This window comes from Streptomyces sp. R35, from assembly GCF_041053035.1.
Taxonomy (GTDB): Bacteria; Actinomycetota; Actinomycetes; order Streptomycetales; family Streptomycetaceae; genus Streptomyces; species Streptomyces lutosisoli.
In genome coordinates, this window is record NZ_CP163440.1 from 8565004 (window position 1) to 8578835 (window position 13832).

Consider the following 13832-nt stretch of genomic DNA (forward strand, 5'->3'; position numbering starts at 1 on the left):
TCCGGCCGCTCACGGTTCAGGAAACCGGCCGCGCCCGCTCCACCACCGTGGCCAGATCCAGACTGTGCGGCAGCGTCCCGAAGGCCGAACCCCAGTCCCCGCCCAGCCGTGAGGCACAGAACGCGTCGGCGACCTCCGGGGGCGCGTACCGGACGAGCAGCGACCCCTGGAGCACCGTCGCGATCCGCTCGACGAGACGGCGGGCGCGGCCCTCGATGCCGTCCAGGTCGGCGAGTTCGGCCAGCAGGTTCTTGATGGCCCCGTCGAGGCGGTGGTCGGCGCCGCGCGCCCGGCCCACCTCCCGCAGATAGGCGTCGAGGGCCCCCGGCTCCCGTTGCAGCGCGCGCAGGACGTCCAGCGCCTGGACGTTGCCCGCCCCCTCCCAGATGGAGTTGAGCGGCGACTCGCGCAGCAGCCGGGGCATGCCCGACTCCTCCACGTATCCGTTGCCGCCCAGGCACTCCAGCGCCTCCACGGCCACCGGCGTGCACCGCTTGGTCACCCAGTACTTGGCGGCCGGCACCGCGAGCCGCAGGAACGCCCGCTCCTGCTCGCTCCCGTCGTCGTAGGCGGCGGCCAGCCGCAGCGCGAGCGTCGTCGCGGCCTCGGACTCCAGCGCCAGATCGGCGAGTACGTTGCGCATCAGCGGCTTGTCGACGAGCCGGCCGCCGAACGCCTCACGGTAGGTGCAGTGGTGGATCGCCTGCGCGACCGCCTGCCGCATCAGCGAGGCCGAGCCGAGCACACAGTCCAGCCGGGTCGCCGCGACCATCTCGATGATGGTGCGCACCCCGCGCCCCTCGTCCCCGACCCGGCGCGCCCAGGTCCCGTCGAACTCGACCTCGCTCGACGCGTTCGACTTGTTGCCGAGCTTGTCCTTGAGCCGCTGGATGCGGAACACGTTCCGGGTGCCGTCCTCCAGAACGCGCGGGACGAGGAAACAGGTGAGCGCCCCTTTGTCCCCGGAGGGGGCTGCCTGCGCCAGCACCAGGAAACCGTCCGACATCGGCGCCGAACAGAACCACTTGTGGCCCGTCAGCTCATACGTCCCGTCCTCGGCGAGCGGCCGCGCCTCGGTCGTATTGGCGCGTACGTCGCTGCCGCCCTGCTTCTCCGTCATCCCCATCCCGAAGAGCACACCGGCCTTCTGGGAGGCGGGCCGCAGCCCCTGGTCGTAGATCGTGGACGTCAGCCGCGGCTCCCACTCGGCGGCGAGCGCCGGGTCGGTGCGCAGCGCGGGCACCGCCGCGTGGGTCATCGACAGCGGGCAGCCGTGGCCCGCCTCGGCCTGCGTCCAGACCACGAACGAGGCCGCGCGCCGCACATGCCCGCCCGGACGGTTCCAGGCCGCGGTCAGCCCCGCGGACACGCCCTTCCCGAGGAGCCGGTGCCAGGCCGGATGGAACTCGACCTCGTCGATCCGGTTGCCGTAGCGGTCGTGGGTGCGCAGCTTGGGCGGGTTCTCGTTCGCCAGTGCCCCCCACTCCTGCACCTGAGCGGAACCCGCGCTGCGCCCGAGCGCCGACAGATCGTCTCGCGCCTCCTCAAGGATCTCCGGATCGAGATGTCGGCCGACCGCCTCCACGAGGGCCCGGTCGGCGGCGAATACGTCATATCCGACCAGGGGTGGAGCCTGGTTGGTCACGGTGTGGGTGCTGGCTGCCATACGGATACGGTAAGGACGTGCACCAGGCAAAAGAAACACCTGAACGGCCTCCCTCGGGCCGCTTCCACCGCGCTCGCGCGCTGTACCGGAACGTATCGAAGCGCAGGACCGCCTGGCTGCTGCTCAAGGACACCGTCAACTCGTGCATGGAGTACCGGATCCTGGGGCTGGCGGCCGAGGCCGCCTTCTTCACGCTCCTGTCCGTGCCGCCGCTGCTGCTGAGCATGATCGGACTGCTCGGCTACGTGGACGCCTGGACCGGCGCCGACACGATCGCCAGCCTGGAGTCCAACATCCTGGAGGCCTCGCGCACGGTCCTGTCCGACAAGGGCGTGCACCAGATCGCCGAACCGATCCTCCACGACGTGATGAAGGGCGGCCGCCCCGACATCATCTCCCTCGGCTTTCTGTTCGCCCTGTGGTCGGGCTCCCGCGCGGTGAACGTCTTCATCGACACCATCACCGTGATGTACGGCCTCGACGGCGCCCGGGGGATCGTGAAGACCCGGGTGATGTCGTTCCTGCTGTTCATCGTGGCGCTGCTGATCGGTTCGATCGCGCTGCCGCTGATGGTGGCGGGCCCGGACGCCGTGGTGAACGTCGTGCCGTGGTCGGCGACGCTCGTACAGGTCCTGTACTGGCCTGTCGTCATCGTCCTGTCGGTCGTCTTCCTCACGACGCTCTACCACGTGTCCGTGCCGGTGCGCTCCCCGTGGGTCGAGGATGTGCCGGGCGCCCTGGTGGCCCTCGGCATGTGGGTGCTCGGCAGCTTCCTGCTCCGCATCTACCTGACCAACACGGTCGAGGGCCCCACGATCTACGGCTCCCTCGCCGCGCCCGTCGCCGTTCTGCTGTGGATCGGCGTGTCCGCCTTCGCGGTACTGGTCGGCGCCGCCGTCAACGCCGCCATCGACCGGATCTGGCCGGCCGCCGCCACCGCCGCGGCCCGCGCCGCCAACGAACGCCTGCGCGAGGCCCAGGCCGCCGAGTACGTCGCCCGCGCCGCCGCGCACCGCTCGTACGACGCCGACCCCGACGACGTCGACGACTCCGACATGCCCTCCGAGTTCCCGGAACGCTGGTCGCGCTTCCTGCCCCCGGAGGACGTCACCTCCCGGCTGCGCACACACGCGAAGAGCACGCATCACCATCCGCACCGCAACGGGGACGCACCGCCACCGGGGCAGTGATCAGGCCTTCCATGTGCCCGCTGCCGCGGCCTCCCGGGCGAAGTCCGCGAAGTCCCGTGGCGCGTGGCCCAGGATCTGCTGGACGCCGTCCGAGAGGTAGGAGTTGCGGCCGTCGAGGAGGCTCTCGAACAGGTCGACGAGGAACTCGACCTCCTCGGGCGGCACCCCGAACCCGGCCAGGTTGTCGCCGTACTGGCGCGCCGTCACCGGGGTGTACGTCAGCTCGCCGCCCGTCGCCTTCGCGATCTCCGCGACCGCCTCGCGGAAGGTCAGCAGCCGGGGCCCCGATATCGCGAGCTCCTGACCGACGTACCGGTCGCCCGACGTCAGCGCGGCCACCACGACGTCCGCGATGTCCCGTACGTCGATGAACGGCTCGCGCACCTCACCCGCGGGGAAGACCAGTTCCCCGTGGCGCAGCCCCTCCACCAGCGGGCCTTCGCTGAAGTTCTGCGCGAACCACGCGGCCCGTACGATCGTCCAGTCCGCGCCCGACGCCTTGAGCGCCTCCTCGGTCGGCCGGGCCCGCTCCTCGCCCCGCGACGACAGCAGCACCAGCCGCCGTACGCCGAGATCGACCGCCCGCCGCCCGATACCGCCGACCGCCACCGCGGCCTGCGGGGAGCCGACGTCCGACGGGTGGACGAGATACGCCGCGTCGCAGCCCCGCAGGGCGTCCGCCCATGTCGTGGGGTTCTCCCAGTCGAAACCCTGGGCGCGCGACGCGGCCCGCACCGTCAGCCCGGCCGCCCGCGCGGCCTCCGCGACCCGGCGTCCGGTGCGTCCCGAGGCGCCTGTCACCAACACCGTCATGTTCTTCGTGTTCTCTGCCATGTCTGTCAGTCAACTGCCGCCCGGTGTAAGGAACCATCGCTGAACGGCTCATTCCCATGCGTACGCGTCTACGCTGGCGCCATGGACGCCCTGGCAGGCCTTTTGGAGGGTCCACGCGCGCGTGGCGCCTTCATGATCCGTGCGTGCTTCGACCCGCCGTGGTGTGTACGCGTCGAGGACCGCGCCCCCCTGACGATCATGCTGGTGGTCCGCGGCGACGCCTGGGTCGTACCGGACGGGGGCGAGCGGGTGCGGCTGAAGGCGGGCGACCTCGCCATCGCGCGCGGCCCGGACCCGTACCTCTGCGCCGACGACCCGGGGACCGCGCCGCAGGCGGTGATCCTGCCGGGCGGCGAGTGCACCTACCCCGACGGGCGCTCCCTGAAGGGCCAGTGGGACCTCGGCGTACGCAGCTGGGGCGACCGGCTCGACGGCTCCACGGTGCTGTTGATCGGGACGTACATGATGCAGGGTGAGATCAGCGGACGGCTGCTCGACGCCCTGCCGCCCCTTATCTCCCTCACCTCCGACGTGTGGGAGTGCCCGCTGACGCCGATCCTCGCCGAGGAGATGGTGCGCGACGAGCCCGGGCAGGAGGTCGTCCTCGACCGGCTGCTCGACCTGCTGATGATCGCCGCGCTGCGGGCCTGGTTCTCGCGTCCCGAGGCCGAGGCGCCCGCCTGGTACCAGGCTCTCGCGGACCCGGTCGTCGGCCGGGTGCTGCGGCTCCTGCAGGACGACCCGGCCCACCCCTGGACCGTGGCGACCCTCGCCGCCAAGGCAGGGGTCTCGCGGGCCGCGCTGGCCCGGCGCTTCAGCGAACTCGTGGGCGAGCCCCCGATGACGTATCTGACCGGCTGGCGGCTGGCCCTGGCCGCAGACCGCCTGGTCGAAACGGACGACACCCTCGACTCGATCGCCCGCCACGTCGGCTACGGCAGCGCGTTCGCGCTGTCCAGCGCGTTCAAGCGGGTGTACGGGGTCAGCCCGCAGGAGCATCGGACGCGGGCGGCGTAGCCTGGCGCACGTGTACGTGGAACGCGCGTCCCGGCTGGCGGGCGCCGTGGTGTGGAGCCGCGTCCTGCCGGGGAGTGGCACGGCCGTACGGCCCGTGCTGCCCGACGGTTGCATGGACCTGCTCTGGACCGAGGGACGGCTGCTGGTCGCCGGTCCCGACACGCGGGCGTACGTTCCCGATGGCGTGCCCGGTGGCTGGGCGGGCATCCGGTTCTACCCCGGTACGGCGCCCGCGCTGCTGGGTGTTCCCGCGCACGAACTCCGCGACCAGCGGGTGGAGTTGGCCGACCTGTGGCCCGTCACGGAGGTTCGGCGCCTCACCGCGAAGGTCGACGGGGCCGCCGACCCCGTGAGCGCCCTGGAGGAGGTGGCTCTGGAGCGTGCGGTGGACGCGGATCCCCCGGATCCGCTGCTGCGGGGTCTGGTCGCGGCGCTGGACCATGGCCGACCGGTCGCCGCGATCGCTGATGAACTGGGCCTGAGCGCACGGCAGTTGCACCGCCGCTCGCTGGCCGCGTTCGGCTACGGGCCGAAGATGCTGGCCCGGGTGCTGCGGCTGCAGCGGGCCCTCTCGCTCGCGCGGGGCGGGGTGCCCCTCGCGGAGACCGCGGTTCGCGCCGGGTTCGCGGACCAGGCCCATTTGGCGCGGGACGTACGGGAGTTGGCGGGGATGCCCGCAGGGGAGCTACTGCGTCTCGGGTAGCCGCGCGAACAAGTCGACGCCGTTGCCGTCCGGGTCGTGCACGACGGCGTACCGCTGGCCCCAGAAGGCGTCCCACGGCTTGAGCTTGCCGTGATGACCGGCGCCGACCAGTTCCTCGTACACGGAGTCGACCTCCGCGGGGCTGTCGCAGAGGAAGGCGAGCCCGATCCGGCCGCCGCCGGCCGGGGGCTGCCAGCCACTGTGGAACGAACGGATCGTCTCCTCCGTGTCGAGCGCCAGTCGCAGTCCGCCGGGCAGCTCCGCCTCGACGTGCGGCTGGTCCTCGGAACCGTCGGGGAACTCGATGCCGAGGCGACGGTAGAAGGCGAGGGAGGCGGCCATGTCGGAGACGACGAGGCCGATCACATCGAATCGTGGAGTCATGACGGCACGGTAGGCAGGGCGGGGGAGCGGGGTCTTGAACGAATCGGACACGGTGCGCGGACACGGTCTGCGGACACGATCCGCGGACACGGTCTGCACGGTCATCGGCCGGGCCGGGCCGGGCCGGGTTTGGGTTTGGGTTTGGGCCGGTCCGGTCCGGTCCTGGCCTGGGCATCCGAAACTTTCGGTCCCCTCGCCTCGCCGGGGCCCACCCCGCCACGGAAATAGGCTCGGGGCATGGCCTTCCGCGTTCTCGTGCACACCCGCACCACCGCCTACCGGCACGACTCCATACCGGCTGCCGTCGCCGCCGTACGCTCCCTCGGGGCGGCCCACGGGTTCGACGTCGACGCCACCGAGGACCCCGGCGCCTTCGAGGCGCCCCTCGACCCGTACGCGGCGGTCGTCTTCCTCTCCACGAGCGGGGACGTGCTGACGTCGCAGGGGCGCGACCGTCTCCGGGAGTACGTGGAGGGAGGCGGCGGGTTCGTCGGGGTGCACGCCGCCGCCTGTACCGAGTACGACTGGCCGTACTACGGCGAGCTGCTCGGCGCGCGCTTCGACCGGCACCCGGACTTCCAGCCGGGCAAGGCCGTGGTCGAGGACCATGGGCATCCGGCGACCCAACACCTGCCGCCTGTCTGGGAGTTCACGGACGAGTGGTACGACTTCCGGACCAGTCCGCGCGGTGCGGTGCGCGTGCTCGCCTCCGCCGACGAATCCTCGTACGAAGGCGGGGGCATGGGCGAGGACCATCCGCTCGTGTGGTGCCGCGAGCAGGGCGCGGGCCGGGTCTTCTACACGGCCCTCGGGCACGCCTGTGAGGCGTACGCGGACCCGGACTTCCGTGCGCATCTGCTCGGCGGCATCACCTGGGCGGCGACGCGTTGAGGAGTGTCCGGTGGATCTTGCCGGTCAGAGGCTGACCTCCTGGGGCCCGCCTTAGGCTGTGGCCATGCTGCTGATCTACGACGAGCCGGTCGCGCCCGACGCGCCCGCGCCACGGACCGGCGGAGTCCCGCTCGCTCCGCGGGGATTCACCTGGCCGACGTGCCGTGCGTGCGGCGGGCCCCTGCAGTTCCTCGCTCATCTGCCCCTCGACATCGGCGTGGTCGCGGTCTTCTTCTGCCAGAACGACCCGGGCATGTGCGACGACTGGAATGCCACCGGCGGTGCCAACCGGGCCTACCTCTTCACCGGCGAGCTCGCCCGGGCCGCCGTCCCTGCCGAGGGCGAGACGCTCCTGGGCGCCGTCACCGCACTGCGCCGTCATCCCGCTGACGCGCCCACGGAGGAGCCGGTCCTCGGACGGCTCGGCGGCGAGCCCGACTGGCTCCAGGGCGACGAGACCCCCGACTGCCCCCGCTGCGCCGGCCGCATGACGTTCGTGGCCGAGCTGGAGGAGGGATGCGACTTCTCCACCTCGGCGAACTTCGGCGGCGGGGGCCGCGGTTATGTCTTCGGCTGCCGCCCCTGTGGCGAGGCCGCTTTCCTCTGGCAGCGCTGACGGCCGTCGAGACAGCGCGCCGCGGCGACTTTTCCGCTGTCCGCCCTGCCCCGTCCCGCGCCACTGTCTATCGGGGTGCCGGGCCCGTGCTCGACCTCTCCACCAGGCGGGTCGACAGCTCCGTGCGCGTGCCCTCCGGCTGGTCGCCCGCCATCATGCGGACGAGCAGGCGCAGAGCCGTCGCCGCCATCTCGGAGAGCGGCTGGCGCACGGTGGTGAGTGCCGGGGTGGCCCAGCGGGACTCGGGGAGGTCGTCGAATCCGACCACGCTGATGTCGTCCGGGACGCTCAACTTCCGCTCTGCCAGGGCCTGGTAGACACCGAGCGCCATTTTGTCGGAGCAGACGAAGACCGCGGTGGGCGGTTCGGGGAGGTCGAGGAGTTCCAGCATGCGGCGGTGCGCGCCGGTCTCGTTGAAGCTGCCGTAGCGGATGAATTCGGGGCGGTGCCGGATCCCGGCCGACGCGAGGGCCGAGCGGTAGCCGGCGATCCGGTCGCTGCTGCATATCTTGCGGCGGTAGCCGCCGATGGCGGCGATGCGCTCATGGCCGAGGGAGAGCAGATGCTCCGTCGCGAGCAGGCCGCCCTGCCAGTTCGCCGCGCCCACCGACACCACGCCCGGCGGCGGTTCGAGGACCGGGTCGATCATCACGAACGGGATGCGATGCTGGTCGAGCCAGGTGTACTGCGACGCGGTCAGCTCGGCCAGGTTGAACAACACCCCTGACGATCCCCGGGTGGTGAGCTTGTCCAGCCAGCCGCGCTCGGGGCGCCCGCCGCTGGTCCGGGTGAGCCCCGCCGACACGACCACTTCCAGGCCGGCGTCGTGTGCCGCGCCCTCCACGCCGTGCAGCACCGCGCCCGACCAGGAGCTCTCCAGGGAGTGGACCACCAGGTCGACCAGGCCCGGCGCCTTCGACGCCTCGAAGCGGGGCCTGCGGACGTAGCCGAGCCGGTCGAGCGCCTCGGTGACCCTGCGGCGGGTCTCCGGCGCCACGTCCTCGCGGCCGTTGACCACCTTGGACGCCGTCGGCACGGACACCCCGGCCTCGCGCGCGACGACCGCCAGCGTCGGCCCGGTCACGCTTCCCGTACGGACCATGGAGTCCGCCCCTCCGGCCCGCCCGAGGGCCATCCCTGTGGCCCCGAGGGCCATCGAAAGTTTCGAATAGCGCTGCTCACGCGACCGAAACATTGACCGCGTAGCAACCGGTTCCTACATTAAGCCCGCCTCAACACGGCGTGAAGAAGCAGGGATTCACAGAATTCTCCCGCGCCGAAACTTTCGAAATGCCGAACAAGCGGGCCGCATTGCCAGACACACGCGAGCCGCATTGCCGAACGCGAAAACAGAGGGGTGAGGGCATGAAGTACCAAGCCAGCCAAGGGATACGGGTGGCGGTCGGCGCCGCGGTCATCGCCCTCATGGCGTCCGGCTGCGGCGGGGGCTCCTCCGACAGCGCCGACGGCGGAACCATCACGCTCACCGTCACGACCCATGTCGACTACGGCTACCGGGACCTCTACAAGGAGTACGAGAAGAGCCACCCCGGCATCAAGATCAAGGAAGTCCTGATCGACGACCTGCCGAAGAACGCCCGCGATCCGGCCGCAGGCCGCCGTGCTCGCCATGTTCACCTTCATGGCCACCTGGAATGACTTCATGTGGCCGCTGATCGTCCTGGACCCGTCCGTCACCCCGACGGTCCAGACGGCCCTGTCCTCACTCGCGAGCGGCTACGCCCTCGACTACACCCTGATCCTCTCAGGCGCCGCGATCGGCGTACTGCCGCTGCTGCTCGTGTTCCTGCTGCTGTCCCGGCAGGTCGTGGCCGGTGTGATGCTGGGCGCGGTGACGGGCTGACCTCACCAGCCATCAATCGCCAACGAACCCTCTGCTGAAAGGACCTGCATGACCGCGGGCCATATCCGCAACCCCGTGCTGCCCGGATTCCACCCGGACCCGAGCATCCTGCGCGTCGGAACGGACTACTTCCTCGCCACATCCACCTTCGAATGGTTCCCGGGCGTGCCCGTGCACCGCTCGACCGATCTCGTCCACTGGGAGCCGGCCGGTCACATCCTGGACCGGACGGACCTTCTGGACCTGCGCGGTGTGGCGGACTCGGCCGGCGTGTGGGCGCCTTCCCTCTCGCACCACGACGGCCGGTTCTGGCTGGTCTACAGCATCGTGCGGACCATCGGGCACCCCTACAAGGACGTCGACAACTACCTGATCACCGCGCCCGCGATCGACGGCCCATGGTCGGAGCCGGTGTTCCTGAACTCCTCCGGCTTCGATCCGTCCTTCTTCCACGACGAGGACGGCCGCAGCTGGCTGCTCAACATCCAGTGGGACCCGCGCGAGGGGCACCCCTCGTTCGCCGGGATCCTGCTCCAGGAGTACGACGCCGAGAAGCAGGCCCTGATCGGGGAGCCCCGCACGATCCTCACGCACGAGAAGCTGATCGAGGGCCCCAACGTCTACCGGCACGACGGCTGGTACTACCTGATGCTCGCCGAGGGCGGCACCGGCTGGAACCACGGCATCCTCATGGCACGCTCGCGCGACCTGACGGGCCCGTACGAACTCGACCCGGACGGCTCGCTGTTGACGACCCGGGACACCCCCGACTGGCCACTGCAGAAAGCGGGCCACGGGGAACTCGTCCAGACCCCGGAGGGGGAGTGGTACCTCGCCCACCTGGCCTCACGCCCGGTGCGGACGGCGGAGGGGCCGCGCTGCATCCTGGGCCGGGAGACGTGCCTTCAGCGGGTGACGTGGACGGGGGAGGGGTGGCTGCGGTTGGCGGACGGGGGCCGCAGGCCGAGCCTGGAGGTTCCGGCGCCTGTGGGGGTGGAGCCGGGGCGGGAGACGGTGACCGATGTCCGCGACGACTTCAACGCACCGGCATTGGACGGGAGTTGGAGCACCCTGAGAGGTCCCGCCTCCCCGGACTGGCTGGCGCTCACCGAGCGCCCGAGCCACCTTCGGCTCCGCGGCCGCCAAAGCCTCCACTCGCACTTCGACCAGAGCCTGATCGCACGCCCGCTCACCTCGGTCCACTGCGAGGTGACGACAGTCGTCGACTTCCGCCCCTCGCACTTCTCCCAACTCGCGGGCCTGGTCTGCTGGTACGACACCACCACGCACTACTACCTACGCCTCACCCACGTCGAGGGCAGGGGCCGCGTACTGGGCGTGGTCCTCACCGACGACGGCACGTACCGCGAACTCCCTGACACCGAACTGTCCGTGGACGACTGGCCGTTGGTCCACCTACGAGCCCGCTTCGACGGCGCGGAACTTCACTTCTCCGCCTCACCCGACGGCACCGCCTGGCACGACCTGGGCCCAGCCCTGGACGCGAGCAAGCTCTCCGACGACTACGGGGACCGGTTGCGGTTCACCGGGGCGTTCGTCGGGGTGTGCGTGCAGGACCTGGGCGGGACCCGTACGGTGGCGGACTTCGACTGGTTCGAGGTGCGGGAACTGGGCGATTAGGTTCGCAAGCTCAGTGCTCACCGTCGCGACCACCGAGGGAACCCGTGTACAGCTCCCGGTCATCACCGATCAGCTTCGCCAACAACGCGGCAGCGAGGTCAGCCAGGCCAACCAGGTGAACGCCAGGTGCGTGCGCACCGGACAGGGTCACTCGGCCTTCGCACCAGTGGGCACCGCACCCCGGTGGATTCCCCCGTGCCACCGGGGCGCGGCCGAGTCTGGGCCGAGACCAGAGCCGCATGGGTCAGCCTGCGCACCGTGGCGGCTATCCGGCCTCGTCCTGCAGGCGTGCAGCGTCAGGACGGTGATGCGGCCTCGGGCAAGGCCGAGCAGGCCACGTCCGGCGAACTCGTGCAGGACTTTGGTAGTCGTCTCGCGGGAGGTGCCCGCCCGATAGGTGTCCCTGTCGGGAGGCTGTTCACCCCTGTTCGCGTGGACGCGACGGGCTGCTTCCCGGGCCGACGGCCGAGACGGGGACCGTGCGGGTTCGGCCGCTGGGGCGCCAACCCTGTGGGCGCGGAGTCCGGCCACGCGGCCACACCCCGGTGGCCCGTTGTCAGTTTCCGGCGACCGCGCGTTCGTAGTCGCCGATGAGGTCCCCGAGCAGGGTGCCCGCGAGGATGTCGCTCGGCACGTGACCCGCCATGTACACGCGGGAGTAGACGACCTCGTCCTGCATCCACTGGTAGTCCTCGGCCCGGTGCGGGGCGAGGGAGCTGAGCAGGGTGACCGCGGCGGCGGCGCGGGCAGCGTGCCGGGAGGGGTAGGAGTAGGGGCCCTTGGCGCCGGGCTTGATGTGCTTGTCCGGGCGCAGGGTGGGGTCGAGGACGAACGGGGCGGGCTGCTTGTCGCGGGCGGCGAGCTGGTCGCTGATCGTCTTGGCCAGCTTCAGGGCGGACTTGAGCTGTGCCTTCTCCGACGTGCCCTGGGCTGCGGGGATCAGTTCGCGCTGGTCGTGGAGGTAGAGCTTCCAGATGTCCTTCTTGCCGTAGAGCTCCAGCCAGGTGGCTGCCTTCTTCCCGGCGGCGGTCCGGGTCTTGGCGAGCTGCTGGACCTGGTGCAGCTCGGCGGTGCGGGCCTTGACCGAGGGCGGTGCGGGGACCTGCCGCGCGGCCCAGGCCGCGAACGCCTTGTCGTCGCGCGTGGTGCCGTGCTGGGCCTTCCACTGGGCGAAGAGCGCGTCCGCCTTCTTGTGCTGGGCGGCGACCTGCTTGCTGAGCGGGGTGATCGCCGCGTCGGAGAAGAGGGCGGGAGGCGGGTTCTGCTTGATGGTGGCCGTCGCTCCCGGCTTCTTCTGCTGGGCGGAGGAGGCGGCGGAGGTCTGGATCAGTTGCGGGCGCAGGAGGCCGAAGGCGGCGGCCACCACTGCGACGACCGCGATGACGGCGTACGGCCACCTGATGCTGCGCAGGGGGTTCATGCGGCGTGGTTCCCTTCGAGGAGCGGTACCGGCGTGGGGGGCGGGCCGGTCAGGAAGTGGGTGCGGGCGAGGCGGCGTACGTCGTTGTCGGGGAGGCCGGGGGTCAGCAGGGACTGGCCGATGATGTATTTGCTGAGTGACACCGGGCGTCCGCCGAGGCCCAGCAGGAGCCGGTCGGCCGGGGCGGGGCGCGCGCCGCCCTTCGTCTCGACGAGCACATGGCCCGGGTCGAGCGCGGCCTCGCGGTCGCCGTCGGCCTGGTGGCAGGTGAGGACGCCGTCGAGCGTGACACGGGTGCCGTGGTGCAGGTCGGCGAGGGCGGCACGGACGTAGCGGATCTCGGTGGTGGGAGTCAGCTCCGCGGCGGGAACGGGGATCTCGGACCTCGCGAGCACCTCGTCCACGAACTCGACGGCGTACGTGGTGAGTTGGCCGTACGCCGCCGCCGGGATCGTCAGCGCGTGCTTGACCGTCGCGCCGCGCCCGTCCTTGGTCTTGACCTCCGCCCGGCACAGTCCGTCCTCCGCGTACAGGCGGGTGCGCACCTTCCAGCGGTGGCGGCGCCGCTGGACGTGGGCGCGCCAGGCGCCGAGCTGCGGGGTGTCGAAGTAGGTGCTGTGGTAGCTGGTCGTACGCCGTCCTGCCAGGTCCAGGACCCGGTGGCTGTCGGCGAGTTGGGCCACGAAGCGGCGTGCGCGGTCGAGGGGGACGAGGTACTTGCGGTCGGTGCGGTGCTGGAGCGCCGCGGCCTCGTCGACCTCGGCGAGGGTCGCGCCGTGCAGGACTGAGAGACCGAGCGCGTCGGCGAGGGAGGCCGCGGACATCGCCGCGGACATCACAGCGCCCTCCCGGCGTCCTGGGCGGCGGGGATCTCGGCGTCGGCGGTCTCCGCGGTGTTGGGGATCCGCATGGCGTCGGGTGCGGGCCCGCCCTGCTCGACCGGGTAGCGGGCCGAGACCCGGGTCGTCTCGCGTACGTAGTCGACCTCGTCGACGTCCACGGAGAGGGGCACCCGGCCGAACCTGGCCGCGACGTCCCAGAGGATGTCCGCCTGGTCGGGGTAGGTCCGGTCGAGGGTGAGCCTGACCACCCGGGTCGGGTTGTACGACCTGGGGTCGTCCACCACCAGGACCGCCACGAGCACCAGGACGTCCAGCACGATGACGAGCCAGCTTGCGCGCTGCGGCAGCCCGGTGCACAGGGCGATGACCAGCGCCGCGAACGTGTAGGCGACGTCTCTGAGGGTGAACGCCGCGCTGCGCAGCCGGACCAGGGAGAGGATGCCGAACAGACCGAAGCCGACTCCGGCCGGGAACTTGCCCGCGCTGATCGCCCCCATCGCGGCGAACAGGCCGATGTTCAGGGCGGTCAGGACCAGCGGCATCTCCGGTGCGCTGCGGCGCCGCCGGTAGAGCCAGCCGACGAGGACCAGCAGGGCCACGACGTCGATGCCGCCTCGCGTCATCAGGTCCAGGGGGGCGAGGTGCGTGGTGATCGACTTGGCGGCGATCACCGATATCGTCGTATGCGCTGCGTGCATGGCAGTTCCCTTCCGGCGGCGCGTTCAGCGGCGGACCTGCCTCGGTCCGCGATACACCGCGACGTG

At 71.2% G+C, this 13832-nt stretch carries 15 protein-coding genes; 8 read left to right on the forward strand and 7 right to left on the reverse strand.

What is annotated here, in order from left to right; genetic code table 11:
* Positions 1–16 precede the first annotated feature (16 nt).
* Positions 17–1666, reverse strand: a complete 1650-nt coding sequence (locus tag AB5J50_RS38525; protein WP_369263313.1) for an acyl-CoA dehydrogenase family protein — start codon at positions 1664–1666, stop codon at positions 17–19.
* Positions 1667–1683: 17 nt separating this feature from the next.
* Here AB5J50_RS38525 and AB5J50_RS38530 point away from each other — a divergent pair, with 17 nt between their 5' ends.
* On the forward strand, positions 1684–2856 hold the full coding sequence (locus AB5J50_RS38530) for a YihY/virulence factor BrkB family protein (protein ID WP_369263314.1): 1173 nt from the start codon (positions 1684–1686) through the stop codon (positions 2854–2856).
* Here AB5J50_RS38530 and AB5J50_RS38535 read toward each other — a convergent pair whose 3' ends face one another.
* A complete protein-coding gene (locus AB5J50_RS38535; protein ID WP_369263315.1) occupies positions 2857–3690 on the reverse strand; it encodes an NAD(P)H-binding protein in 834 nt (277 codons plus the stop codon).
* A gap of 81 nt (positions 3691–3771) precedes the next feature.
* On the opposite strand from AB5J50_RS38535, the gene AB5J50_RS38540 reads away from it, so the two are divergent.
* Both AB5J50_RS38540 and AB5J50_RS38545 read left to right on the forward strand, forming a co-directional pair.
* Positions 3772–4707, forward strand: a complete 936-nt coding sequence (locus tag AB5J50_RS38540; protein ID WP_369263316.1) for a cupin domain-containing protein — start codon at positions 3772–3774, stop codon at positions 4705–4707.
* 10 nt (positions 4708–4717) lie between these two features.
* Positions 4718–5410 carry a helix-turn-helix domain-containing protein gene (locus AB5J50_RS38545; protein ID WP_369263317.1) on the forward strand — a complete coding sequence of 231 codons (693 nt, stop codon included), beginning with the start codon at positions 4718–4720 and terminating at the stop codon, positions 5408–5410.
* On the opposite strand, the gene AB5J50_RS38550 is transcribed toward AB5J50_RS38545, so the two are convergent.
* Positions 5393–5794 (reverse strand): VOC family protein, encoded by a 402-nt coding sequence (locus AB5J50_RS38550; RefSeq protein ID WP_369263318.1) that lies wholly within the window; start codon positions 5792–5794, stop codon positions 5393–5395. The two genes, AB5J50_RS38545 and AB5J50_RS38550, sit on opposite strands and share 18 nt — an antisense overlap.
* 237 nt (positions 5795–6031) lie before the next feature.
* Between AB5J50_RS38550 and AB5J50_RS38555 the strand changes: the two genes are divergently transcribed.
* Together AB5J50_RS38555 and AB5J50_RS38560 are read left to right on the forward strand one after the other, a co-directional pair.
* Positions 6032–6685: a ThuA domain-containing protein gene (locus AB5J50_RS38555; protein ID WP_369263319.1), complete on the forward strand. Its 654-nt coding sequence runs from the start codon at positions 6032–6034 to the stop codon at positions 6683–6685.
* A 64-nt stretch (positions 6686–6749) separates the two neighbouring features.
* Positions 6750–7301 (forward strand): hypothetical protein, encoded by a 552-nt coding sequence (locus tag AB5J50_RS38560; protein WP_369263320.1) that lies wholly within the window; start codon positions 6750–6752, stop codon positions 7299–7301.
* 67 nt (positions 7302–7368) lie between these two features.
* Here AB5J50_RS38560 and AB5J50_RS38565 read toward each other — a convergent pair whose 3' ends face one another.
* Positions 7369–8403 carry a LacI family DNA-binding transcriptional regulator gene (locus AB5J50_RS38565; protein ID WP_369263321.1) on the reverse strand — a complete coding sequence of 345 codons (1035 nt, stop codon included), beginning with the start codon at positions 8401–8403 and terminating at the stop codon, positions 7369–7371.
* 263 nt (positions 8404–8666) lie between these two features.
* Between AB5J50_RS38565 and AB5J50_RS38570 the strand changes: the two genes are divergently transcribed.
* Genes AB5J50_RS38570 through AB5J50_RS38580 form a run of 3 tightly spaced genes read left to right on the forward strand, consistent with a single transcriptional unit; the run spans position 8667 to position 10806 of the window.
* Positions 8667–8960 carry a hypothetical protein gene (locus AB5J50_RS38570; RefSeq protein WP_369263322.1) on the forward strand — a complete coding sequence of 98 codons (294 nt, stop codon included), beginning with the start codon at positions 8667–8669 and terminating at the stop codon, positions 8958–8960.
* Positions 8944–9165: a hypothetical protein gene (locus AB5J50_RS38575; protein WP_369263323.1), complete on the forward strand. Its 222-nt coding sequence runs from the start codon at positions 8944–8946 to the stop codon at positions 9163–9165. The genes AB5J50_RS38570 and AB5J50_RS38575 overlap by 17 nt, the downstream gene beginning before the upstream one ends.
* Before the next feature lie 48 nt (positions 9166–9213).
* Entirely contained in the window at positions 9214–10806 is a 1593-nt protein-coding gene (locus AB5J50_RS38580; protein WP_369263324.1) for a glycoside hydrolase family 43 protein, read from the forward strand.
* A 556-nt stretch (positions 10807–11362) separates the two neighbouring features.
* Here AB5J50_RS38580 and AB5J50_RS38585 read toward each other — a convergent pair.
* The 3 genes from AB5J50_RS38585 to AB5J50_RS38595 are packed head-to-tail and all read right to left on the reverse strand — an operon-like array spanning position 11363 to position 13766.
* Positions 11363–12226 (reverse strand): phosphatase PAP2 family protein, encoded by an 864-nt coding sequence (locus AB5J50_RS38585; RefSeq protein WP_369263325.1) that lies wholly within the window; start codon positions 12224–12226, stop codon positions 11363–11365.
* The gene (locus AB5J50_RS38590) at positions 12223–13062 is read right to left on the reverse strand and encodes a polyphosphate polymerase domain-containing protein (protein WP_369263326.1); all 840 of its coding nucleotides are present in this window, start codon (positions 13060–13062) and stop codon (positions 12223–12225) included. Before AB5J50_RS38590 ends, AB5J50_RS38585 begins: the two co-directional genes overlap by 4 nt.
* Positions 13062–13766 (reverse strand): DUF4956 domain-containing protein, encoded by a 705-nt coding sequence (locus tag AB5J50_RS38595; protein ID WP_369263327.1) that lies wholly within the window; start codon positions 13764–13766, stop codon positions 13062–13064. The genes AB5J50_RS38590 and AB5J50_RS38595 overlap by 1 nt, the downstream gene beginning before the upstream one ends.
* Between the last annotated feature and the right edge of the window lie 66 nt (positions 13767–13832).

Bases quoted from the DNA above. Each gene is read 5' to 3' on its own strand.
- AB5J50_RS38525 (WP_369263313.1), bottom strand. From the start codon at position 1,666: ATGGCAGCCAGCACCCACACCGTGACCAACCAGGCTCCACCCCTGGTC.
- AB5J50_RS38535 (WP_369263315.1), bottom strand. From the start codon at position 3,690: ATGGCAGAGAACACGAAGAACATGACGGTGTTGGTGACAGGCGCCTCG.
- AB5J50_RS38540 (WP_369263316.1), top strand. From the start codon at position 3,772: ATGGACGCCCTGGCAGGCCTTTTGGAGGGTCCACGCGCGCGTGGCGCC.
- AB5J50_RS38550 (WP_369263318.1), bottom strand. From the start codon at position 5,794: ATGACTCCACGATTCGATGTGATCGGCCTCGTCGTCTCCGACATGGCC.
- AB5J50_RS38555 (WP_369263319.1), top strand. From the start codon at position 6,032: ATGGCCTTCCGCGTTCTCGTGCACACCCGCACCACCGCCTACCGGCAC.
- AB5J50_RS38560 (WP_369263320.1), top strand. From the start codon at position 6,750: ATGCTGCTGATCTACGACGAGCCGGTCGCGCCCGACGCGCCCGCGCCA.
- AB5J50_RS38565 (WP_369263321.1), bottom strand. From the start codon at position 8,403: ATGGTCCGTACGGGAAGCGTGACCGGGCCGACGCTGGCGGTCGTCGCG.
- AB5J50_RS38570 (WP_369263322.1), top strand. From the start codon at position 8,667: ATGAAGTACCAAGCCAGCCAAGGGATACGGGTGGCGGTCGGCGCCGCG.
- AB5J50_RS38575 (WP_369263323.1), top strand. From the start codon at position 8,944: ATGGCCACCTGGAATGACTTCATGTGGCCGCTGATCGTCCTGGACCCG.
- AB5J50_RS38580 (WP_369263324.1), top strand. From the start codon at position 9,214: ATGACCGCGGGCCATATCCGCAACCCCGTGCTGCCCGGATTCCACCCG.
- AB5J50_RS38585 (WP_369263325.1), bottom strand. From the start codon at position 12,226: ATGAACCCCCTGCGCAGCATCAGGTGGCCGTACGCCGTCATCGCGGTC.
- AB5J50_RS38590 (WP_369263326.1), bottom strand. From the start codon at position 13,062: ATGTCCGCGGCGATGTCCGCGGCCTCCCTCGCCGACGCGCTCGGTCTC.
- AB5J50_RS38595 (WP_369263327.1), bottom strand. From the start codon at position 13,766: ATGCACGCAGCGCATACGACGATATCGGTGATCGCCGCCAAGTCGATC.